General features: G+C 64.3%; 16 protein-coding genes. 7 read left to right on the top strand and 9 right to left on the bottom strand.

What is annotated here, in order from left to right; translation table 11 throughout:
- Positions 1 to 62 precede the first annotated feature (62 nt).
- From IPV69_RS00410 to IPV69_RS00400, 3 genes are all read left to right on the top strand, one after another.
- Positions 63 to 764 (top strand): CDP-alcohol phosphatidyltransferase family protein, encoded by a 702-nt coding sequence (locus tag IPV69_RS00410; RefSeq protein WP_206292932.1) that lies wholly within the window; start codon positions 63 to 65, stop codon positions 762 to 764.
- Positions 761 to 1,387, top strand: coding sequence for a lysophospholipid acyltransferase family protein (locus tag IPV69_RS00405; protein ID WP_206292931.1), 627 nt, complete (start codon positions 761 to 763; stop codon positions 1,385 to 1,387). Before IPV69_RS00410 ends, IPV69_RS00405 begins: the two co-directional genes overlap by 4 nt.
- A 156-nt stretch (positions 1,388 to 1,543) precedes the next feature.
- Positions 1,544 to 2,347 (top strand): BtpA/SgcQ family protein, encoded by an 804-nt coding sequence (locus IPV69_RS00400; protein ID WP_206292930.1) that lies wholly within the window; start codon positions 1,544 to 1,546, stop codon positions 2,345 to 2,347.
- Positions 2,348 to 2,369: 22 nt separating this feature from the next.
- Here the strand turns inward: IPV69_RS00400 and IPV69_RS00395 are convergent, their stop codons facing one another.
- The 4 genes from IPV69_RS00395 to IPV69_RS00380 all read right to left on the bottom strand — a co-directional run bounded on the left by IPV69_RS00395 (position 2,370) and on the right by IPV69_RS00380 (position 8,968).
- Positions 2,370 to 2,870, bottom strand: a complete 501-nt coding sequence (locus IPV69_RS00395; protein WP_206292929.1) for a DUF2721 domain-containing protein — start codon at positions 2,868 to 2,870, stop codon at positions 2,370 to 2,372.
- Between the two features lie 31 nt (positions 2,871 to 2,901).
- Positions 2,902 to 4,209, bottom strand: coding sequence for a DUF3748 domain-containing protein (locus tag IPV69_RS00390; protein ID WP_206292928.1), 1,308 nt, complete (start codon positions 4,207 to 4,209; stop codon positions 2,902 to 2,904).
- 181 nt (positions 4,210 to 4,390) lie between these two features.
- Positions 4,391 to 7,870: a serine/threonine-protein kinase gene (locus IPV69_RS00385; RefSeq protein ID WP_206292927.1), complete on the bottom strand. Its 3,480-nt coding sequence runs from the start codon at positions 7,868 to 7,870 to the stop codon at positions 4,391 to 4,393.
- 81 nt (positions 7,871 to 7,951) lie between these two features.
- Complete coding sequence (locus tag IPV69_RS00380; protein ID WP_206292926.1) at positions 7,952 to 8,968, bottom strand: hypothetical protein; 1,017 nt, start codon at positions 8,966 to 8,968, stop codon at positions 7,952 to 7,954.
- A 242-nt stretch (positions 8,969 to 9,210) separates the two neighbouring features.
- Here IPV69_RS00380 and IPV69_RS00375 point away from each other — a divergent pair, with 242 nt between their 5' ends.
- Complete coding sequence (locus tag IPV69_RS00375) at positions 9,211 to 9,420, top strand: hypothetical protein (RefSeq protein ID WP_206292925.1); 210 nt, start codon at positions 9,211 to 9,213, stop codon at positions 9,418 to 9,420.
- A 39-nt stretch (positions 9,421 to 9,459) separates the two neighbouring features.
- On the opposite strand, the gene smc is transcribed toward IPV69_RS00375, so the two are convergent.
- Together smc and IPV69_RS00365 are read right to left on the bottom strand one after the other, a co-directional pair.
- Positions 9,460 to 13,359, bottom strand: a complete 3,900-nt coding sequence (smc, locus tag IPV69_RS00370) for a chromosome segregation protein SMC (protein ID WP_206292924.1) — start codon at positions 13,357 to 13,359, stop codon at positions 9,460 to 9,462.
- A 362-nt stretch (positions 13,360 to 13,721) separates the two neighbouring features.
- Positions 13,722 to 14,807 (bottom strand): Gfo/Idh/MocA family protein, encoded by a 1,086-nt coding sequence (locus IPV69_RS00365; protein ID WP_206292923.1) that lies wholly within the window; start codon positions 14,805 to 14,807, stop codon positions 13,722 to 13,724.
- 244 nt (positions 14,808 to 15,051) lie between these two features.
- On the opposite strand from IPV69_RS00365, the gene IPV69_RS00360 reads away from it, so the two are divergent.
- Positions 15,052 to 15,735 (top strand): hypothetical protein, encoded by a 684-nt coding sequence (locus IPV69_RS00360; protein WP_206292922.1) that lies wholly within the window; start codon positions 15,052 to 15,054, stop codon positions 15,733 to 15,735.
- 566 nt (positions 15,736 to 16,301) lie between these two features.
- On the opposite strand, the gene IPV69_RS00355 is transcribed toward IPV69_RS00360, so the two are convergent.
- Positions 16,302 to 16,904, bottom strand: a complete 603-nt coding sequence (locus IPV69_RS00355; protein WP_206292921.1) for a hypothetical protein — start codon at positions 16,902 to 16,904, stop codon at positions 16,302 to 16,304.
- Positions 16,905 to 17,223: 319 nt separating this feature from the next.
- A complete protein-coding gene (gene bioA / locus IPV69_RS00350) occupies positions 17,224 to 18,615 on the bottom strand; it encodes an adenosylmethionine--8-amino-7-oxononanoate transaminase (protein WP_206292920.1) in 1,392 nt (463 codons plus the stop codon).
- 128 nt (positions 18,616 to 18,743) lie between these two features.
- On the opposite strand from bioA, the gene IPV69_RS00345 reads away from it, so the two are divergent.
- A complete protein-coding gene (locus IPV69_RS00345) occupies positions 18,744 to 19,343 on the top strand; it encodes an RDD family protein (protein ID WP_206292919.1) in 600 nt (199 codons plus the stop codon).
- Positions 19,344 to 19,526: 183 nt separating this feature from the next.
- Here IPV69_RS00345 and IPV69_RS00340 read toward each other — a convergent pair whose 3' ends face one another.
- On the bottom strand, positions 19,527 to 20,309 hold the full coding sequence (locus IPV69_RS00340) for an SAM hydrolase/SAM-dependent halogenase family protein (protein ID WP_206292918.1): 783 nt from the start codon (positions 20,307 to 20,309) through the stop codon (positions 19,527 to 19,529).
- Positions 20,310 to 20,393: 84 nt separating this feature from the next.
- Here IPV69_RS00340 and IPV69_RS00335 point away from each other — a divergent pair, with 84 nt between their 5' ends.
- Positions 20,394 to 21,053: a protein-L-isoaspartate(D-aspartate) O-methyltransferase gene (locus IPV69_RS00335; RefSeq protein ID WP_206292917.1), complete on the top strand. Its 660-nt coding sequence runs from the start codon at positions 20,394 to 20,396 to the stop codon at positions 21,051 to 21,053.
- The last annotated feature ends 49 nt before the right edge of the window (positions 21,054 to 21,102 follow it).

Raw genomic sequence — 21,102 nt, 5'->3', positions numbered from 1 at the left:
CACCACGCTCCTTCAATCAATCTTTAGCCCAATCCGCTTCATTCTCTGCTATTCTTCCATTCATGACCGAAGTCGCCGACGGTGACCCAAACTCCCCCGCCGCCGGCGCGCGGCGGCCGATCAAGGCACGGTCTTCGCGATGGGCGTCGGCGCTAGCCAACGAACTGGTCCGCAGAAACGTCAAGCCCAACACGATCTCGATGGCCAGCGTTGCCTTCGCCGCCGTCGGGGCGTTGGGACTTGTGCTTACAAGGGCCGAGGTACCGCCCTGGCTCGCCGGCCTGCTCTACCTGCTGGCGATCGTTGGCATCCAGGGCCGGCTGATCTGCAACCTGCTCGACGGCATGGTCGCCGTCGAAGGCGGCAAGGGCGGGCCGACCGGCGAAGTGTTCAACGACCTCCCCGACCGCCTGGCCGACCCGATCCTCCTTGCGGCGGCGGGCTACGGCATCGGCATTACCACCGGCGTCGAACTCGGCTGGCTCGCTGCGATTGGCGCGATCCTGACGGCTTATGTCCGCGTCCTCGGGCGGTCCATCGGCGCGGGAACGTACTTCCTCGGACCGATGGCAAAACAGCACCGCATGGCACTGCTGACCGCGGCCTGCGTCGTCGCCGCAGTCGTTGCGTGGTTCCACGATTCCGCCCGGCGATGGGTGATGTATGGCGCACTGCTGCTGATCGTCGTCGGCTGCGTGTTCACGATCCTCCGGCGGTTGGGGTTCATCTTCCGCGACATGCGGGCCAAAGGAGCGAAGCTGTGATTGCAGGATTGCTCAGGCTCGTCACCGGTGCGCAGGCCCGCTGGAAAGGCTCGGATCCCGTCCGCCCGGACGGCGTCATTCCGCAGCGGATCTTCTTCGCCAACCACACCAGTAATCTTGATGCCCCGGTCATCTGGGCGGCGCTGCCGACACCCGTTCGGCGGATGACCCGCCCCGTCGCCGCGAAGGATTACTGGGAGGCCGGCCCCATCCGCCGCAAGATCGCCCGCGACGTCTTTCGCGCCGTGCTGATCGAACGCAAGAAGGTCACCCGCGAGAACAACCCGCTCCGCATCATGGAAGAGGCGATGGAGTCCGGCGATTCACTGATCATCTTCCCCGAAGGCACCCGCGCCACCGACGACGATGCCACCGTAGGCGAGTTCAAACCCGGGCTCTGGCACCTGGCCAAGAAACGCCCGGACGTGGAACTGGTACCGGTCTACCTCGAGAACCTCAACCGCATTCTGCCCAAGGGAGACTTCATCCTCGTCCCCCTTCTTGCGGCGGTCACCTTCGGAACGCCCATCCGCCCGAACGAAGGCGAGGACAAGCCGACGTTCCTGGCCCGCGCCAGAGAGTCGGTCGCCACGCTGCGCCGGCGGGCGGAAGACGGCAAGTAGCCGCGGCCCGGGCGCGGTTGAAGTTTTGTAAGCGAACACCGAACATCGAACACCGAGCATCCAGCATCGAAGCAAGCCGACATTCACTGCTACTTCGGTGTTCGATATTCGGCGTTCGATGTTCGATGTTCGCATCTGTATTCACAGGCCCAAACAATGCCCACTCCCCCCTTCCTGCCCGTCTGGTCCTCCGTCGCCAAACCTGTGATTGGCATGTTGCACCTGCCGCCGCTGCCGGGGTCACCGCGGTATGGCGGCGACATGCCAAAACTGCGCGACGCACTGCTGCGCGATGCCGACGCGCTCGCCGAGGGCGGAGTTCACGGGCTGATGATTGAGAACTTCGGCGACGTCCCCTTCTATCCCGGCCGCGTGCCGGCCTACGTCGTCGCACAGATGACCGCGCTTGCCGCGGAAATCCGCAGGCGCGTCGTGCAGCTTCCCCTGGGCATCAACGTCCTTCGCAACGACGGCCAATCGGCGTTGGCCATCGCCCATGCGGTGGGGGCGGCTTTCATCCGAGTCAATGTGCTTTGCGGCGGACGGCTGGCCGACCAGGGCATCCTGCAGGCGATCGCCCACGACCTGCTCCGCGAGCGGGCGATGCTCAAGGCCGATGTAAAAATCCTGGCCGATGTCGACGTCAAACACTCTGCCCCGCTCGCCCCCCGCCCGCTTGCCGATGAGATCGACGACACCCTGCACCGCGGGCTGGCCGACGGCCTGGTCGTCAGCGGTGCCGGCACCGGCAAAACCACCGACCCCGACAAAGTCGTCGACGCCAAGGGCTACGCGAAGGACGTCCCCGTCTTCGTCGGCAGCGGCGTCACCGCACGCACGGTGCCCCATTACACCAACTACGCCGACGGCTTCATCGTCGGCACCGCATTCAAGAAAGACGGCGACCCCCGAAACGCAGTCGAAGTGGCGAGAGTTAAAGAGCTGATCGAGAAGCTGTGACGGCCACGTGCACCCGCAATGCCTACACCGGCGGCAGATGTCGCGACTCGAACCGCTTCGTCGTGAACGCCGCTTCGTCCTTCAGACTCTGCAGTGCAATGCGCGTCTCCCGGACCAGGCGAACGCTGCCGGCGACAAGCCCGCCGACGCCAACAAGTCCGGCGAGTATCGCCAGTATCCCCGCGGCGAAACTGACATACGCCGCACGATCCCCAATGAGCGCCCCCATCAGCGACAGCAGGCTGGCGGCGGCAAAAGCACCGAGCGACAGGTAAATGCTTGTCAGTGCCTTCAGCAGCAGTTGCCCCCGGGCTTCGGCCCAGTGGAGTTGCGTGAGACGAAGGTTGGCCTCGACCTGATCCATCTTCCCGTTGTCCTTCTCCAGCAACGAAGAGAGTTGCCGCTGCCGATCGACCGCACGGGCGAATCGGTTGCTGGTCCCCAGGGCCAGCAACGACGACGCATTGGTCAGGATCGCCGGTGCACCAATGAGCGTCAGCACGGCGAACGGGTTGTCGGACATGGCGTTGATCACGTTGGCAAATCCTTCCTATTCATGGCACGTCGGCAACGAAGATCTGGTTGTACTCGTTTCCGCTAGCGATCCGTACCCGCCGCTGATAGGCGACGCGGCGGCCGTCCGGGCTCCACACGCAAGCCAGCGGCAGTGGAACTCGGCTGATCTCGGCGTCCGGCTCCGTCAGACGATACGTCGCGCCGCTGGCCACCTCGGCCCTGCAGACGCAGCCACCATTGATGTAAGCGATGTACCGACCGTCCGGACTCCAGGTAAACGCCGACGCGACATCGGTCGCGTGGTGCGTCAGCTGCCGTAATGCTCCATCGCGGGTCGACACGAGGTTCAGCTGCGCGACGCCGGCATTGTCGCGCATCAGGACGGCGAGTTGCGCCCCATCCGGCGACGAGCGAACCCAGTGCCGCACACCCTGCACGCCGGGATACCGGCGATCCGCGGTGCGCGTCAGGCGGCGAATCATTACACCTGTAGGCGGCGAGGGGAGTCGAGTCTCCGTGCCCGCCAGCGGTCCGTCGCCGGGTTGCGACAGGTCGTCCGGCAGATCGGCGACAAAGACCTCCGTCGCCGGCCGGCCGTCGGCGTTGACCACGTCGCCGAGAAACGCCAGCGCATGCCGCCGCCATGAGCCGTCTGCCTGTTGATAACCGCGGACGCCGATCCAGCCTTCCTCATACGCCTTGCGGTAGTCGTCGCCGCCGGGGGTGGGGTTGGCGGTTGTCCGCGTTACCAGGACCGAGAACGCCGAGCCGTCGTGATTCCGCGGGTGCGATTTCGGTACCGCTACGGGCTTGCCGACAACGCTGACGCCAACGTTGCGCAGGCTGATGTCATGATCAATCCCCGGTTCGGAGAATCGCGAGAGGTACTGGTCGTCGTAGGTGAAGCTGACGAGCGAACCTTCGGCATTGAAAACATGCACGTGCGAGCCGCCGCGAAGGGCGCCAGGGGTGAAAGGCGGCACAAGATCGCGGGCATCCAGCGGAACGGCGACGCCGGGATTCGCGGCATCGACCACCACGCCCTGCCGTCGGGACGCGCCGTAGGCCCAGTCGGCCGTCGGATGCTCCGGCCCCAGAATAAAGACCACCCGCGGTTCGGTCGGATGCCAGGTTGCGACACCGCAGCCGGCACCGTTCCGCGATTGGTACAGGACCGCGATCTCCCCGGTTTCGACATCGACCGATTCAATGCGTGTCCCGTCGAACACCGATCCGTCGCGATCACTGCGCACGTCATAGACGATCCGCCGTCCGTCCGGCGACCAGACGGCGGTGTTGGTCAAAAGGTGACCGTGCGGGGCGAAGGTAATCTGGCGGTCGGGCATCGTGGCGAGGCTAATTGGCAGCCAGAGCGGTATTGGGATCACACGCTGGATGCCATGGGCTGCGGTACTCCGCTGCCCGTGGCGAAGCGTCACTTGCAGAAACACCGCCACGGGCAGACGAGTACGTCAGCCCATGGCACCCGGATCCGCGTTCTGTTGCAGAGTCTGGCCATCCGACGCATCAATTCGCCGCGCGGTACTCCTGTACCCGCACCGCGCCCGATTCGTCCAGTTCCACGCCGGTCAGGGCGCGGGCCCAGCCGGCGACATCGGCAGGCTTTCCGGGGATGGGCCGTACGGGTTGCAACCGAACGTCGCCGCCGACGGTGGCGATCATCGCCGCGTCCCCGCCGGGAACGAATGCCACCGCTGTGATGCTGGACTGCCGCCGCAGTGTCGGGCCGATAGCGCGATGCCCCGCGACGTCCCACAGCACAACCGAGCCGTCGAGGGCACCAACGATCAGCCGTGACCCGTCGTCGCTGAACGCGACGGCCTCGGGTCTGTCCGATAGCGCAATCGGTTGACGGCGGGCAAGGCCGGTGGTCGCGTCCCACAGCCGCACCACGCGACCGGGCTCTCCGGTCGCGAGCCACTGCCCGTTCGGCGAGAACGCGACGATCTGCACTTCCTCCTGATGAGCCATCGGCTGGCCGATCGTGCGGGCCGAGGCGATGTCCCACAGGTTGGCCACGCCGTCCTGTCCGCCGGTCGCCAGCCTGGTGCCATCGGGACTGAACGCGACCGCCCAGATGCGTGCATCGTGGTGAAGTTCTTTGGCGGGGACGCGCGGTCCTTCCACGGGCCAGATGCGGGCCGTCCCGTCATCGCCGGCGGTAACGACCCATCTGCCGTCCGGCGAGAACGCGGCCACCTTGAGTTGCTCGTGCTCGATCGGTTCGCCGATGAGCGAAAAATCTGCCGCCCGTCGCAGTTGCACATTGCCGTTGAAACCACTCATCAGCACCGTGCGGCCGTCGGAGCTGAAGGCGACAATTCGCACCAGGTCGCCCACTGTCGCCGGCTCGCCGATCCGGCGCTGCGTTCGGACATCCCACAGGCTCGCGGTATCGTCCGAGCTTCCACCGAGGACGAAGTTGTCGTCCGTGCTGATCGCGATCGAAACGACTTGGCTTTTGTCAGCCAGAACTGCGACGGTCTTGCCCGTACGGGCGTCGGCGAACTTCACGCCGCCGTCATTGGTCACGGTGGCGATGAACTTGCCGCTGCGGCTCAGCACCGCCGCAGGGGCACCGGCGGGCGGGCCTTCCGAACTGTAGCGGTCATCGGCGACACGCCACACCCGCGCCAGGCCGTCACCAGAACCGGTAATGACCGACTTGCCGTCTGCACTGAAGGCCTGTGCCGTCACGTTGCTGCCGTGACGCAGCGGCACGCGGGTCTCCATCGGTCCTGACAGGCTGATGACGCGGGCCACGTTGCCCAGTTCCGCTCCGACCGCTCGCAAGCCGTCCGGCGACATCGTCATGGCGAACGTGAACGCCGGGGGCTGCCGCAGCATCGAATGTGCCCTGGCGTCTTTGGCATCGTAGATCATCGCCGCGTTCTGGGTGACGACGACGACCTGGTGAAACAGGTCGCGGAACGAAAGTCCCCAGATCCGTCCCAGCTGCAGCGCCTCGCCCACCGGCTTCGCGGTCGTCATCTCCCACAGTCGGAGCGATCCGTCCTCGCCGCCGGTCGCGATGCGATTGGCGTATTCGGACATGGCGCACACCGCGACCGGACCGCAATGATTCAGGTCACCGCCGATCTGCCGGCCCGTGCGAACGTCCCACAACCGGGCCAAGCCGTCCTGGCCACATGTCAGCACGCGCCCCGAGCCGGCGGAAAACGCCATCTGCGTGATCGATTTGCCGTCACCGTGGAAAGGCGTGGCGGCGGGCAATGCGTGCTGCGGATCGGGATGCCACCATCGCGACGTGCCGTCGCGGAAACCGATCAGTAGAACGCCTGTCGCAGGGACGACCCCCATTGCCGACGCGGGCTTGTTGCAGTTGAGAGGTTCGCCGATCGGCTGCGACGTCGCCGTCGCAAAAGCGCGAATGCGGTTGTCCGCGCCGGCGGTGTAGGCGATCGATCCGTCGGCCGACAGCGCGACCAGTTGCACGCCGCCCGCACCGGCAGCTTCGTGGCGGACGATGCATTGCAGCGGATGGATCGCGCCGCCCCACGCCGACAGTTGCAGCCTCGTCGACATCGCCAGGTCCGGGGCGTCGATCGCCTCGGCCTCCTGCAGAACGCGGGCGAGCATCAGCAGGCCCACGCCGGCGTCAAGATCGCACTGCCGGACCGCTTGTTCCAGCCGCAGGTTCACGTTGTCGCGTTCGCGGGCACGGCTGAGGGCGCGTTCGCTTTTGAGCAGGTCGGCGTTGTCGTTGGCGAGCTTGTTGGCCTTCTGCTCGCGGTCGGAGATGACCGCGACCGACACCGACAGGATGACGATCGCCGCCGCCGCCGCGAAGATCGCCACGGCACCGGTGGTCGCCAGGCCCGGATTGCGCCGGCACCACCGCCACAGGCGTTCAGGCGTGCTGACCGGCCGGGCCTCGACCGGTTCTCCGGCCAGGAATCGCCGCAGGTCCGCCGCCAGTGCGTCGGCCGTGGCGTAACGGCGTGGCTGGTCCTTCTGGAGGCACTTGAGGCAGATGGTTTCCAGGTCGCGCGGCACGCGCGGGTCGGCCTGCCGCGGTCGGACCGGCTCGGTCTCCATGACCAGCTTGAGCGTTTCGTGCGACGTTTCCCCCTTGAACGGCTGCGTCTGGGTGAGCAACTGGTACAGGATGACGCCCAGTGCCCAGATGTCGGTGGACGTGGTCGTGTAGCGGGCCCCCAGCACCTGCTCGGGTGCCATGTACGCGGGCGTGCCGACGACGGCGTCGGACCGGGTGACATTGCTGTCATCGGCAACGATCTTGGCCAGACCGAAGTCGGTCACCATCGGCTCGCCGTCGCGGTCGAGCAGGATGTTGCCGGGCTTGAGATCACGGTGCAGCACGCCGCGCTGATGGGCGTGATGGACGGCACGGGCGACTTTCTCCAGCATCTCGGCGGATTTGCGGAACTGGCCGTTATACGTGTAGAGCCGGCTCGACAGGCTGCCGCCGTCCACCAGCTTCATGCTGAAGAAATGCTGGCCGTTCTGCTCGGCAACCTCGTACACCGGGACGATGTTGGGGTGGTCGAGGTTGGCAACGCTCCGCGCCTCGGCGAAGAACCGCTGTATCTGCTCGTCGCTGGCGAACTCGCCGGACAGAATCATCTTGACGGCGACGGTGCGCTTCAGCCGCGTCTGCACCGCTTCGTAGACGACCCCCATCCCGCCGCGGGCCAGCTCGCGCACCAGCTCGTACTCACCGAACTGCTTTCGACCCGACCCCGAATGCATCGCCGAGGCCGGCGAAGTGACACCTCGGACAAACGTCTTGTCGCCGACATCAATCGTGTTCTGTCCGGCCATCGAGGGCTCGGCGGCGACCGAAGCCGGCGTTGACGAATCCTGGCGCTTGCGCGGCGAGTTCTGCTCGAAGGCGTGAGGAGCATGCGACGGGATTCCCGCCGGCGATTCAACGTCGAGCGTTTCGTCGGACGTAGGCTGGGGCGGGCAAGGCCCGTCAGGAACTTTCACCGGTTCGGCCATGAGTGGACTGGGGTGTTGCCTTGGGTGTTGCTTGGGGTGTTGCGGCTATCGGGTATTGCTGCAATACGAAGCCAACACCGGTCATTTTGCCGGCTTTGCGCCGCGCTCTACGGGCTTAACGCTGCGTTCCCATTCCCGGTCAATCGTTTCAATGGCGCGCAGCTCCTTGCCGTCGTCATTCTGTCCCACCAGTTCGCGGGACAGCTTCATCTTCATCTCCGCCTTCGTCGCCGGGGCCGTGATATCGACCGGCATCGTGACGGTCGTGGTAATCGTCATGTTGCCGGATTGCACCTTGATCTTGTTGTCCGCCTTGGGGTCGCTCGCGAGCGACCTGGCCTTGAACTCGGTCTTGATGACCATCGCCGGCGCGTCGTGCGCATCGGTCTTTTCAACCAGTGTCGTCTGGCCGAAAAGGTCTTCCTCCTTGATCTTCATTCCCATTCGGCCGAACTCCTTGGCGGCGACGGCCGCATCGATGGGCCAGCTGTCGCCGACCTGTCGCTTCTCGTTCGTGCCGAAGATGGCGTCGTCGGTGGCGCCTTCGGGATCGCTCACGCTGACGGCCAGTTCGAGCAGGTCGCCGACATCGTCCGGCAAGGCCTGGCCGTCCATGGTGAACCACACACTCTTTTTCGCCTTGTCCCACGACACGACCACGACAGTACCGGCCGGCAGAAGCGGCAATTGCTGCTTGCCCACGCTGGCGATACAGGTTTCGATCGTCAGCGACAGCCTGGTTTCGACGCCATCTTTGTTCACTTCAAGCACCTTGACCACACCATCAACACTGACACCCAGCAGCTCATCCTGCGGCTTCTGTTCTTCACCGTTGGCCACCGCGACCAGGCGTTTGCGCGTGGCACCGACGGCCTCCAGGCGGAACTTGTCGCCGACCTTGCTGGGTCGGGCGAGCTTGATGTCGTACTTCTGAGCCGCATCGGCTTTCGGCTGGGCCGCGGCGCTGTCTGCGGGCTTGGGCTCCGACGGCCGGACCGAATCCGGAGCTTCTTTGGCAGGGTTGGCGGGCTTGTCCTGACCGAAGACGGGCGTCAGGGCAGAGGCGAGCAGAACGACGGCAGCGAGATGTCGGCGCAAGAAGGACTCCTTGTTGCCCAGAGTGTAGTCGTATCCGCCAGACGTTACAGCGTCCACCCTTGTCGGTATTCGCGGCACAGCCATTGGACTAAGGTGATGCGGATTGCAGAGATCGACGGCGGGAAAGGCGGTGGCTCATACCCCGTCGTACCCGGCGACTGTGAGACCTGTTGCCGGCCGGTTGTTACATCTGCTGTGCAGACGTCCTTCTTCCCGTCTGCCATTCAACCGATAGGTATGCCATGGACATGGGCTGGCTGATGCTTTCGTCGCTCTTCAGCATGATCGGCCTGGGCATGTTCATGTACGGGAAGAAGGCCCCGCGCATCGTGCCGCTGGTGGCCGGACTGCTGCTGATGGTGGTCCCCTACTTCCTGTCGAGCCTGCTCCTGATGACCGTGAGCTGCGTACTGCTGATGGCCAGCCCGTTTATTCTGGGGAATCTCGAGTGAGCGACTCCTACCTTCTCATGGTCGCTGAAGCGACCACGCCTACGCCGCCGCGGTTTCGCTGATCCTGCCCTGGTTGTCGACCTGGTCAAACTTCACCGCGACTCGCTTGCTGACGCCCTGCTCCTGCATCGTAACGCCGTACAGCACGTCGCAGATCTGCATCGTCCGCTTGTGGTGGGTGATGACGATGAACTGGCTGATGCTCAGGAACTCCTGGATGATCAGCCCGAACCGCTGGTTGTTGGCTTCGTCCAGCGGGGCGTCCACTTCGTCGAGGATGCAGAACGGGCTGGGCTTGCTCTTGAAGATGCTCATCAGCAGCGCGATGCAGGTCATCGCCTTCTCGCCGCCGGAGAGCTGGTTGATCGTGGCCGGCTTTTTGCCCGGCGGATGGGCGAGGATTTCGATGCCGGCTTCGAGGGGGTCGACCTTCTTCTTTTCCGGCGGCAGAAGCACGCCATCGGGGCCCATGACGGGTTTGAGCTCGATTTCGGTCTCCAAGAAGATGTCGGCTTTTCCGCCGCCGAAGAGCTTGCGGAACATGCCCTGGAAGTGCTCGCGGACGGCTGTCAGTGTCTGCTCGAATCGCAAACCCGACTCGACATTGATCCGGTCGATCAGCTCTTCGAGCTGCCGCTTCGATTCGGTCAGGTCGCTGACCTGCTGGGTGAGGAACGTCGACCGCTGTTCCAGTTCGTCCATCTCGGCGATCGCGTCAATGTTGACGTTGCCGAGGCGCTGGATCTTTTCCTTGAGTTCCTTGATCTCGGCGGCGATCTCATCCCAGTCGATGTCGCCGTCGAGAAAGTTGTACTGGGGTTCGTCCGGCTTGCGGGCGGCGACGGGCTGGGGAGTAGGTACGGCGACGGCCTGTGCCGGCTTTACGACACCCGCATCATCGCCATAGAGCGACGGCATCGCGCCGGTGATGGTCTCCTCTTCTTCCACCGGTGCAGCTTCCACAGCCTCCTGTGACTGCTCGGCTGATGCGACAGCCTCTTCGACAACAGGCTCGACTTCGACTTCTTCCTTCGGCGTCGTGATCTGCTTGTACCGCTCGACGATGTCGATCTGCAGCTCTTCCTGCGTCCGGCTGATGACCGTCTCCAGCCGCACCCGGCTCTGGCCGAGGCTGACCTCCAGCGCGTGCATGGACTGCTCGATCTCGGCGTAGCTGGAGCGGTATCGTTCGACGTCGGCCTGGAAAGTGCGCATCGCCTCGCCGGCTTCGCGGGCCTGCGACGCCAGTTCCTGCGCTTGCGCGATGAGCGTGCCGAGCTGCTCGGCGAGCATCGCTTCGGCTTCCTTGGCGCTGACCAGTTCCTGCTCCACCTGCCCGCGCCGGTGGACGAGCCCCTCGGCCGATCGCGCCAGCCGTTCGACCTGCTGCGACAGCTCCGCTCGCTGGGCCGTCAACCGGCCGACGTGCTGCTGGCATGCGAGCTGCTTCTCTTGAATCTGGCCGAGCTCGACCCGGGCCGCCGTCAGGGTCTCGGCGAGCACCTTCATCTGCTCCGACAACTCGCGATGCCGGACGGTCAGGTCCTCCACCATCCGCTGCTTCTCGGCCTGTTCGGCTTCGAGCGATTCGCGCTGGCGGGTGACATTCTCTTCCTCGGCGGCCAGCTTCTCGATCTGCGATTCGTAGTTCGCCAGCTCGCGCTCGACCAGCGGCAGTTCACGGCCCAGCGATGCGGCCTTGTCGGCAAACTGCTGCAGCTTGCTCGTCAGCTCCACCTTGGTCGTGTTGGCCTTGTAGATTTCGTTCCGCAGGGCATTCTGCTCTTCTTCGATCGACTTGGCGGCGGCGTTGGTGTGCTGGAGCTGCTCGCTCAGGCCGACAATTCTCGCCTCAACATCGATCAACTGCTGATCGAGCACTTCCAGTTCCGACCGACGCGAAATCAGACCCATCGCCGCCGTCAACGGCCCGGCCCGGACGGTGCCGTCGGTCTCGACAACTTCGCCGGCGTACGTGACGAACCGCCAGCCCGCGGGGGCGAGCTTGCGAAGTTCGCCGGCGGCGCTCAGGTTGTCGACGGCAATCGTCCGGCCGAGCAGGTGATCTGCAAGATTCGCATCGCTTGGCTCGAACCGGACCAGGTCCGAAGCGAAGCGAATCAGGTGATTGTGGGCGTTCCAGTTGTGCGCCGGAATGTTGGCCGGCGGAAGTTCCGTCGTGCAGAGGAGATTGACACGCCCCTCCAGGTCGTCGGCGACGGCGGTCAGACGGCTGACCGCGCCGGCTTCATCGGTCACCAGCCATTGGTCGCGCCCGTCGAGGGCGGCTTCGATCAGCGTGGCGTGCTCGACATCCACGCGAATGAAGTCGGCGACCAGCCCGCGAACAAACGCGAAAGGCTCTCCCGGGCCCCGCTGCCGCAGGACGGCTTTCACACCTTCGCTGACGCCTTCGCGCTTGGCTTCCAGGTCTTTGAGCAGCTTTTGGCGACTGAGCAGGCCCGAGCGGTGTTCCCTCGCGGCGCCCAGGTTATCGCTGGCGGTGGCGATCTGCTTGCCGAGTTGTTGGAGCGCTTCGCGTTTTAGTTCCAGTTCCCGCTGCCGCTCGGCCAGATGTTCGGTGACGTCCGTCAGCCGGGACTGGTGATCGGCCTGCTGCCCGGCGATCGCCGACTGTTCCTGCGTGATGACCGCCTGTCGCTCGGCGAGGCGGCCCTGCTGGCTGGCGATGTTCTTGCGTTCGATCTCGATCGCGCCAAGCCGGCTGTTGGTCGTCGCGGTCCGGCGCATCAGGTCGAGGATTCCCGACTTGTTTTGCTCGATCTCCCGGCCCACGTTGTTGAGCTGTAGCTGCCCTTCGCGGTGGGCGTCCTGATGTTCCTCAATCTGCGACCGGCGGTCCGACAGCTCGGCCGTCAGTTCCGTCAGCGACTGGCTCTCGCTTTCGAGTGTCGATTCCACCTCGGCCAGTCGTTCGGAGGCCGCTTCGCGATCGGCTTCGAACTGCTCCTGCTGGTGGGTGATCTGCTGGAGTTGTTCTTCGGCCCAGTTCTGCCTCTGGACGGCCGACTGCACACCGGCACGCGTCTCGACCACCTGGTGCTCGGCCTGCTGCTTGGCTCGGTTGAGCACTTCAAAGCTCTCCCGCTTTTCCGCCAGCGCGTTCTGACTGCGCGACAGGTTCGCGAACGCGTCTTCCTGGCGGAACTTGCCGTCGTCGTGGCCGGTCTGCAGCTCGGCGACCTGCGCGTGCAACGTGTGATACTCACGCAGCGCGTAGCTCAGCCGCAGCTCGTTGAGCCGAACGGCGTATTCCTGGTAGTTCCGCGCCTTGCCGGCCTGAACCTTCACGCTTCGCAGCCGTCGATCAACTTCCTCGACAATGTCGTGCACGCGGACGAGGTTCTGATCGACCTTTTCGAGCTTGCGCTGGGCTTCCTTCTTGCGCTGTTTGAACTTGGAGATGCCCGCCGCTTCCTCGAAAATCAGTCGGCGTTCTTCGGGGTTGGCTTCGAGCAACGCGGCGACGCGGCCCTGTTCGATCACGCTGTACGCGTCGACGCCGACGCCGGTATCCATGAACAGTTCGCGGATGTCCTTCAGCCGGGCGACGCCGTTGTTCTGGGTGTATTCGGAGGTGCCGTCGCGATAGAGACGCCTGCCGACGGAGACTTCGTCAAGATCAACGGGCAGGTGGCGGGAACCGTCTTCGCGCTTGGGGTTGTCGAAGACCAGAACGACTTCGGCCAGGCCCGCGGGCTTGCGGCCGCCGGAGCCGTTGAAGATGACGTCCATCATCGCGTCGCCGCGCAAGCTCTTGGCGGACTGTTCGCCGAGCACCCACTTAAAGCCGTCGACGACGTTGGATTTGCCGCAGCCGTTGGGCCCGACGATGCCGGTGATCGCCGAGTCGAAAACGAACTCGGTGCGGTCGGCAAAGCTCTTGAATCCGTGGAGGATCAGCTTCTTGAGTCGCATGGTGGGTCGGTCCTCCATGACCGAATACGAATCGTCGAACGCTGTGGTGACGCCGGCATCAGGTTCGTGCTCCGCACGAACAAGGCACCGTCGGGAACCGCAAGCTCCCGAAGGCGCAAATTGTGCGCATTGCGGGCCCGGATGCAATGGTTATCGGCCGTTTCTGCCGCAAATATGGAACCGTGGGGAGAACGCGAAGGCACGAAGCCGCGAAGAAATACGCGAAGGAAGCGGGGATTCCGATTAGCGGTCGCACCGCAGGTGCACTCTTCTGCGTCGTATCCAAAGGGAAAAGAGTGCACCTGCGGTGCAACCGCTAACCATGGCGCGTTCTTGAGCCAGACGTCCCGTGATTCGCCGGGCTACCCTTGATTCACCAACGGCACAGCCCGCTTCTGCTGCGAACTCAGCACGGCCGTGTCCACAATCTGCTGGCCGATCCGCGAAATCTCCGTCGATAGCGGCCCTTCCAGTGGCTTGCCCGTTTCGATGCAGTTTAGGACGTACTCGATCGGGTTTCTCAGCGGGAACGCCAGCGTGTCGGACGCCACCTCGAAACCCTCGGGCCTGCTCCGCGTTTGCACGCGGATCGTCTGGCCGTAGTCATAGCTCGCGATGGTGCCCGCTCGGCCGACCAATACGAAGCCGCACCGCGGTTGCGGCTGGTGCGTCCAGGGGTCGGTGAACGTACCCCACCGCGTCTCGAACTTGCTCAACCCGAACTCGTAGCGGGCGATCGTGATCGAATGCTCGTCCACCTCCAGGCCGCGGGGCTCGTCAACAACGCAAGTCACTTCGATCGGTTTGCGGCCGTTGAGGTACCAGGTGCCGAGCGTCGTTCCATAACCAAGGTAATCCTGCAGCGACCCCCCGCCGGCGGATGCTTTGTAGAACCAGCTCGACGCCTTCTGAGCGGTGACTTCAGCTTCGGCAATCTTCACCTTGTCGGCGCTGTGATAGAGCGGCCCGCGGTTGCCGTCGTAAAAGTGAACTTCGATCACATCGCCGATGATGCCTTCGTCCACCAGCCGCTTGGCCGTGACATGCGCCGGCACCCAGCGCAGCGGCCAGTTAATCGCCAGCAGCTTCCCGGCGGCGTTCTGGGCGGCGATCATGCGATCGGCCTCGGCAAGGCTGCCGGCGAAGGGCTTCTCGACGACGATGTGTACGCCGTACGGCGCGACCTTCTCCACCCAGTCCCCATGCCGCGCCGCCGCCGGGCAGAGGATGACCAGGTCGGGTTTGGTTTGTTCCAGGCACTGGCGGTAATCGGCGAAGACGCGCTCGGCGGGAATGCCGCGCCGCGCGACAATCGGCGCGATGCGGGCAAGGTCGTCGTCGGCGACGCCGACAATCTCGGCCGACGGATGCTCCGCCGCCATGCGGAGCAGATCGCCCATGTGGAAGTGATCGAAGTTGATGCCGGCGATACGCCAGGTTCTGGTCATGGGTGTTTTGATGGAGGTCCTGAATGCTATCCTGAGCTGCGAGCATGCGATTCTTCAAGGAGCCGCGCACGAAGTGTACTCACGTAGTAAGCGGGAACTGCGAGGTTTCGAGGTCCGTTCCCGCTTACTACGTGAGTACACTTCGTGCGCGGCTCTTTGAAGCAACGACATCAGAAGGACTCCCGGAACCCGGCCCGCTTCGCTCAGAGCCATCACATCACAGCCAGACTACACTGCGGTGACCATGCCGTCAGCCAGCACGCCCGATCTCTCTGCCACAGCCCCCCCGCTCTGCCTCGCGTTCCTCGGCTTCAATCCCCTGGGCGACGGTTTCGACGGCCGCGGCCTGATCGATCGCGGGGCCGATCGCACCTTCACCTCGCTCGATACGCTGGGCGCAAGGCGGCTGATTCGCAGGTACTTCCACCGCCGCACCCCGACGGCAGCCGCCCCCTTCGACCTGCGGCTATGCGGCTACAGCTTCGGCGGCTGGAGCGCCCTGCAACTGGCCCACGCGCTCGGCCCGCGGTTCCGCATTCGGATCGGTCTGATCGATCCGGTCTGCACGTTTCGATGGGGCGGCGTTTCACGACTAGTCCCCTTGCGATGGGTCCGAGACCTTCATGCCTGCAAGCCGGCGAATGCCGTGTTTGCCGTCAACGTCTTTCAGACCAAGGGACTGATCGCCCGATTCGATCACGGCCGAGGCATGCGGATGCCCTACCCGGCGAACTGGTTCGCCTCGCAGCCGATCGAAGGGTTCGACAACATCGACCGATCGGCCGACGTTACCCACGAAGGCGGGCACGTAGAAGTCGCCGAGAAGTACGCCGCGCAGGTGGCGACGATCACCTTTCAAAAGCATGCGACGACGGCGACTGTGCAGTCTCCGGATTTCTTTTTCCCGACCACTGGAAGCGGGCTATAATGCTCCCGGTCGAAGGCGATGATCCGACGACTGCCGGTGCTGCGGAGCGATCCGAAACACCGGCGAACGAGCCGTTTCCGGTAAGGCGTTACCGGAAGGAAGAGCCCGGCGGCAAGCACGCGACGAACCCTGGCCGATCTAGAGCGGCCAGGGCACAACCCCGCGTGGCGAGCGACTGCTGGGCAAGGCTGATGGGTAGAAGGGCGGCCCCCGCTGGGGCAACCTGTTTGTGAGGAGTCCTCACGGTCAGGCACCCTTCAAACCCGCATTGATTGGAGGTGATCCGTGACCCATTGTGACTGTAAGTGTGGACTGCTGTAAGCAGCTTTCGCGGGTGCGATTCCCGCGATCCACGCGGCTGCACAGCAGCCCGGTCTTCGACCGCTGAGGCGGCGCAGACCACAGCAGATGCACACTGCGAAAGCCCGGCTGGTTGATCCAGCTGGGCTTTCTTTTTTGTTGACTGCGACGATTTGGACCACGAACGAGCACGGAGGTTCACGGAGCCAGTCCCGGCTTTCCCGGTCGTGCCCAAGTCGAATGCACCTCCTTGCGACCCTTCGTGGTTAGGGATCGAGCGACGCCGCACGCCGGATTCTGACGAACATCGCTTCGATCTTCTGCTTCGCCGGCGTACACAGCCAGACTCGGTCTCGCTTGGCCGAGATGTCCGCCCACTCGCGCCAGATGAGATACTTCAGCGCGGGGAACAACGCTGAAGTCGGGCGATCGGGCCGAATCAGTTCGGCTATCTGGCGGCCCTCGCCGGCCTCGAAGAGCTCCAGGGCCAGCTCTGCAGCGATACCCCTTATCGGAGAGTCCGCACCTGACCGCCCCTGCCACCAGTCGAAGGCACTCCAGAGCAGCCGCGGCCCGAGCAAGGCGATCTCGGTGTAGAGCGTCCAGACAAATCCCGTGCTGCGCAGCTCGTACTCGCCATAGCTGGAATAGCGGCTATCTTCGCCGGCGAGTGAGTCCTCCAGGAACTTTCCGCGGCTTCGCCGCTCCAGCCACATCAACATCGGGATCACCACCAGACAGAGCAGCACGAAGACCGTAAAGAAGCTCGGCAGTGTCCTGGTCCGGAATCGGATATCGAAACTGAACGCGATCAACGTCAGGAAGAACGGACCGATCAGGCACATGGGCACGCCGATGAGCAGCTTCAAGCAAACGCCGGCGGTCGAGAGTGCCTCCCCCGCGGCCAGTTCCTGAGCAATCAACGACGCCCGCTCGGACCCGGCGGACCGGTAGTTCAAGGGCATCGATTTCGGCGACCGAGCCATGGCAAACCCCTTTCCAACGACATAGAACCGGCCATCCCGCAACTGGTCCTGTGCATGCGAAACTCTACCTGAGGAAGATAGAGGATGAACGGCCTTAACCCTACGAACGTGCTCCGCACGAGCCGGAAACCGGTGTCACGGACTCCCGGCATGGAGGAAATGCGGCGAACATCTTCGCGATCCTTCGTGGTTAAAGAACGACTCAGTTCGTAGATCGGATCGCCGCGATCTCGGTCTTCACCGCATTCACGATCGTCCGCAAATCATCCTCCCCCATCGCCAGTGGAGGCATGAGGACGATGACGTCGGCGAGCGGGCGGATGATCACGCCGTGCTTGCGACAGTTGAAGCAGACTTCGGCGCCCAGCCGGCGGCGCGGGTCGAACGAGCGCCTGGTCGCTTTGTCTTCGACCAGCTCGATCCCCACCATGTAGCCGAGTTGTCGGATATCGCCGACATACGGAAGCTCTTTCAGTTCCTGAAGCATGTGCCGCAGCTTGCCGGAGGTGCTGCCGACATGATCGAGCAGCTTGTTCTTCTCGAACAGGTCAAGGGAAGCCAGCGCCGCCGCCGCCGCGAGCGGGTTCCCCGTGTAGGTGTGGCCGTGATAGAAGGTGCGGCCTTCCCAGGGTTCGCCCAGGAAAGCATCGAAGATCTGCTGGCTGGCGAACGTCGCCGCGAGCGGCAGGTAGCCGCCGGTCAGGCCCTTGGCGGCGCACAGGATGTCGGGCTGTACCTGCTCCTGCTCGCAGGCGAACATCTTGCCCGTGCGGCCGAAGCCGACGGCGACCTCGTCGGCGATCAGCAGCGCGCCGTAATGCCGGGTCAGTCTCGCGACTTCCGAGAGGAAGCCCGGCGGTTGCACGATCATTCCGCCCGCACCCTGCACCATCGGCTCAATGCACACCGCGGCGATGCGATCGCCATGCTGCTGAAGGATCGTTTCCAGCGCGTTCAGGCAGTGCTGGCGGACGACGTTCGCGCGCTCGCTGTCGCTCGCGCCCTGGACGTCGTACCGGTAGACGTAAGGCGTCGGCGCGAAATGCGTCTTGAACAGCATCGGAAAGTACGGCTTATGAAACGCTGGCATCCGGCCGATGCTCATTGCTCCGACGGTGTCGCCGTGATAGGCCTCGGCGAAACCGACGAACTCGTTCCTTTCTGGTTTACCTGTATTGAACCAGTATTGCGCCGCGAGCTTGAACGCGACTTCGGTCGCCGTCGCGCCGGCGTCGGAATAGAACACCTTCGACAAACTCGAAGGCACGATCCGCATCAGCCGTTCGGCGAGCAGCGTCGCCGGCTCGCTTGCGAAGCCGAGCATCGTCGTGTGCGCCACCTTGTCGAGCTGATCGCGAATCGCCTGGTCGATCTCCGGCACTCGATGGCCGTGGACGTTGCACCAGAGGCTGGAGAACCCGTCGAGATACCGCCGGCCGTCGGAATCGATCAGGTGCATCCCCTCGGCGGCAGTGATGACGAGCGGATCGGATTCCAGCCACAGCTTCATCGGCGTGAACGGATGCCAGAGATGCTGCTTGTCGAGCCGGCGGAGATCCTGCGTGGAATGCTTGATTTGTGGAGCGTTGAACACGACGGGAGAGTACGGGTGGCGGTCGCGTGTGCCAAGGGTAGGGCGACGAGGAAGGCGAACGCCGAACATCAACGTTCGACGTTCCCCCGTTGTGTCTCACCCCGCGGAGGCCATACTCTCCAGTGACCATGGCCACCGCGATGCGTGATGCTTCCTTTCTTCTCCGCCGTTTCGCCGCGACGGTGTTTGACGGGTTCGTTCTACTGGTCGTTCCGATCCTCTGGTGGCACTGGTCGGAATGGGCGCGGTACACCAGCACCTTCGGCCGACAGGTGCCGGCGACCGTCGCCATGCCGGTGATGGCGCTGATGCCGCTGACCGTCGTCTGGCTGGAAGGCATCGTCGGCGGCAGTTACGCCAAGCAGTTTCTGAAGCTCGACGTCCGCACCCCGGACGGGCAGGCGATTTCGCGCGGCCGCAGCTTCCTGCGCTCCGTTCTCAAATGGTCGCCGATATGGATCGGCCCGGCGGTCTGGATCGCCGACGCTTACACCGGCAACACCCGCGCCGACGACTTCACCAACGACTACCTGCTGGCGACCACCAACGCCTGGGCGGAGCAACTGCCGCGACCCGGGATGCAGTTCATCTGGGCGATCAATGTGTCGCTGCGCGGGATGAACTGGGGCGTGATCCCATTGGCAGTCCTCGCGATTGGATATTTGTTAGTGCTCGGACGTTCACGGCGAGCGTTGCTGGATCGATTGGCAGGGACGAAGGTGATCTGACGCCGTCGCGATTCTGGGTGGCATGGGCAAGTGTACTCGCTTGCCCGTGGCGAGCGTCGGACGGCGTCCTCACGGGCAAGCGAGTACACTTGCCCATGCCACCCATTCCGCTCCAGAGTCAATCGGGTGACAGCGGCTACGCGTCAGGCAATGCAACGATCGTTTCGGCAGGCGTCGCCCACCCTACAGACGTCGCGCCAGCAGTTCCACGACATCGCCGACCTGAAGCGAAAAGACCTCCGCCGCCGATCCTTCCCGCACGGCGATCTCCACCAGTCCGCTGCTGCCGATCAGTGCCAGCGGCTCTCCCGTAGCGACATCGCCGTAGGTTCGCCGGACGGGTCCGACGTCTTTGCCTGCGACGCTGACCGATGCGATCGACGCCGACAGTTCCTGCGTGACGTTGGTCGTCGCGTTGCCAAACCGATCGATGTGGATGATCTCTCCGCTCTGCCCCACGTCGCTCAATGGCGCGACATCCAGGAGTATCGGGTCGTCAACTCGTTCCGCGATCTGTTCGATCGGCGTGCCCGCCGCCAGCATCGCCGCGGCGGGCCCCATGATATCGCGGCCGTGAAACACGCTGGACGCCCTTGCCGGCCGCCAGGAGAGTTCCCACACTTCCGCCGGGCCGTGGCGACGCCACGCCCAGGTGAGCAGCCCGTTGTCCGGGCAGACGGCCGTCTGCCCGAGCCCCGGCCAGCGGGCGATCACCATTCGGCGAGAGGTTCCCACGCCGGGATCGACCACCGCCAGGTGAATCGTGCCGGGCGGGAACGCCGCGATCGCCCGTTCCAGCATGATCGCGCCAAACAGCACATCGTGCCTTGGAACGGCGTGGGTGATATCGATCAGGCTCGAGCCCGGGCAATGCCGCAGCATCGATCCCTTCATCGTGCCGACGTAGAAATCGTCGGTTCCGAAATCGGTCGTGAGTGTCAGAATGGTTGGCGCGACCTTCGGCATGGATTGAGCGTAGAATAGTTCGGACGGCCAGCATCGCACAGGCTTCGCGGTCTGTCGTTTGTCGTCCGATGGAGGAGTTCGCCTATGCCCGCCACCAAGACCCGCAGTTCGCTCGAGCAGATGATTCAGCACCAGGTGATTGACCGGGGCATCAAGGACCCGCGGATTATCGAGGCCCTGCGCTCGACGCCACGCGAGAAGTTCTTCCCCGTCGGCGGAGAGGCCGACGCGTTTGCCGACAACGCCTCGCCGATCGGTCATGGCCAGACGATCAGTCAGCCTTACATCGTCGCGCTGATGACGCAGGCGCTGGACCTTCGTCCGACGGACCGAGTGCTGGAGATCGGCACCGGCAGCGGCTACCAGACCGCAATCCTCGCGAAGCTCGCGGCGGAGGTGTGGTCGATCGAGCGCATCAAGCCGCTGCTGGATGAGGCGTTTGAGCGGGTGCTGATGCTCGGGGCGAAGAACGTGCACTTCCGCCATGGCGACGGCACGCTGGGCTGGCCCGAGGCGGCTCCATTCGACCGGCTGCTTATCGCCGCCGGGGCCCCCAGGCTGCCGCGCGAACTGCTGATGTCGCAACTCGCCGACGGCGGCATCGCCGTCCTGCCCGTCGGGCCGGACGACAGCCAGATGCTCGTCAAAGTGACGCGCGTCGGCGACACCCTCCAGTCAAATGACGTCTGCGCCGTGCGATTCGTGAAGCTCGTCGGCAAAGAAGGGTGGAAGGCCGAGGCGTAGCCCTGGTGAGTGCTGAGCGAAAAGTGCCGAGTGCTGAGTGGCAGTTGCT

Source organism: Humisphaera borealis, from assembly GCF_015169395.1.
In the GTDB taxonomy this organism is placed as follows: Bacteria; Planctomycetota; Phycisphaerae; order Tepidisphaerales; family Tepidisphaeraceae; genus Humisphaera; species Humisphaera borealis.
The sequence above is the reverse complement of the archived record's forward strand: the minus strand, read 5'-3'. Positions and strand labels throughout refer to the sequence as shown.

Excerpts from the sequence above, each read along its gene's own strand:
- IPV69_RS00340 (WP_206292918.1), bottom strand. The coding sequence starts at position 20,309 with ATGCCGAAGGTCGCGCCAACCATTCTGACACTCACGACCGATTTCGGA.
- IPV69_RS00385 (WP_206292927.1), bottom strand. The coding sequence starts at position 7,870 with ATGGCCGAACCGGTGAAAGTTCCTGACGGGCCTTGCCCGCCCCAGCCT.
- IPV69_RS00375 (WP_206292925.1), top strand. The coding sequence starts at position 9,211 with ATGGACATGGGCTGGCTGATGCTTTCGTCGCTCTTCAGCATGATCGGC.
- IPV69_RS00360 (WP_206292922.1), top strand. The coding sequence starts at position 15,052 with ATGCCGTCAGCCAGCACGCCCGATCTCTCTGCCACAGCCCCCCCGCTC.
- IPV69_RS00390 (WP_206292928.1), bottom strand. The coding sequence starts at position 4,209 with ATGCCCGACCGCCAGATTACCTTCGCCCCGCACGGTCACCTTTTGACC.
- IPV69_RS00410 (WP_206292932.1), top strand. The coding sequence starts at position 63 with ATGACCGAAGTCGCCGACGGTGACCCAAACTCCCCCGCCGCCGGCGCG.
- IPV69_RS00365 (WP_206292923.1), bottom strand. The coding sequence starts at position 14,807 with ATGACCAGAACCTGGCGTATCGCCGGCATCAACTTCGATCACTTCCAC.
- smc (WP_206292924.1), bottom strand. The coding sequence starts at position 13,359 with ATGCGACTCAAGAAGCTGATCCTCCACGGATTCAAGAGCTTTGCCGAC.
- IPV69_RS00395 (WP_206292929.1), bottom strand. The coding sequence starts at position 2,870 with ATGTCCGACAACCCGTTCGCCGTGCTGACGCTCATTGGTGCACCGGCG.
- IPV69_RS00400 (WP_206292930.1), top strand. The coding sequence starts at position 1,544 with ATGCCCACTCCCCCCTTCCTGCCCGTCTGGTCCTCCGTCGCCAAACCT.
- IPV69_RS00335 (WP_206292917.1), top strand. The coding sequence starts at position 20,394 with ATGCCCGCCACCAAGACCCGCAGTTCGCTCGAGCAGATGATTCAGCAC.
- IPV69_RS00345 (WP_206292919.1), top strand. The coding sequence starts at position 18,744 with ATGGCCACCGCGATGCGTGATGCTTCCTTTCTTCTCCGCCGTTTCGCC.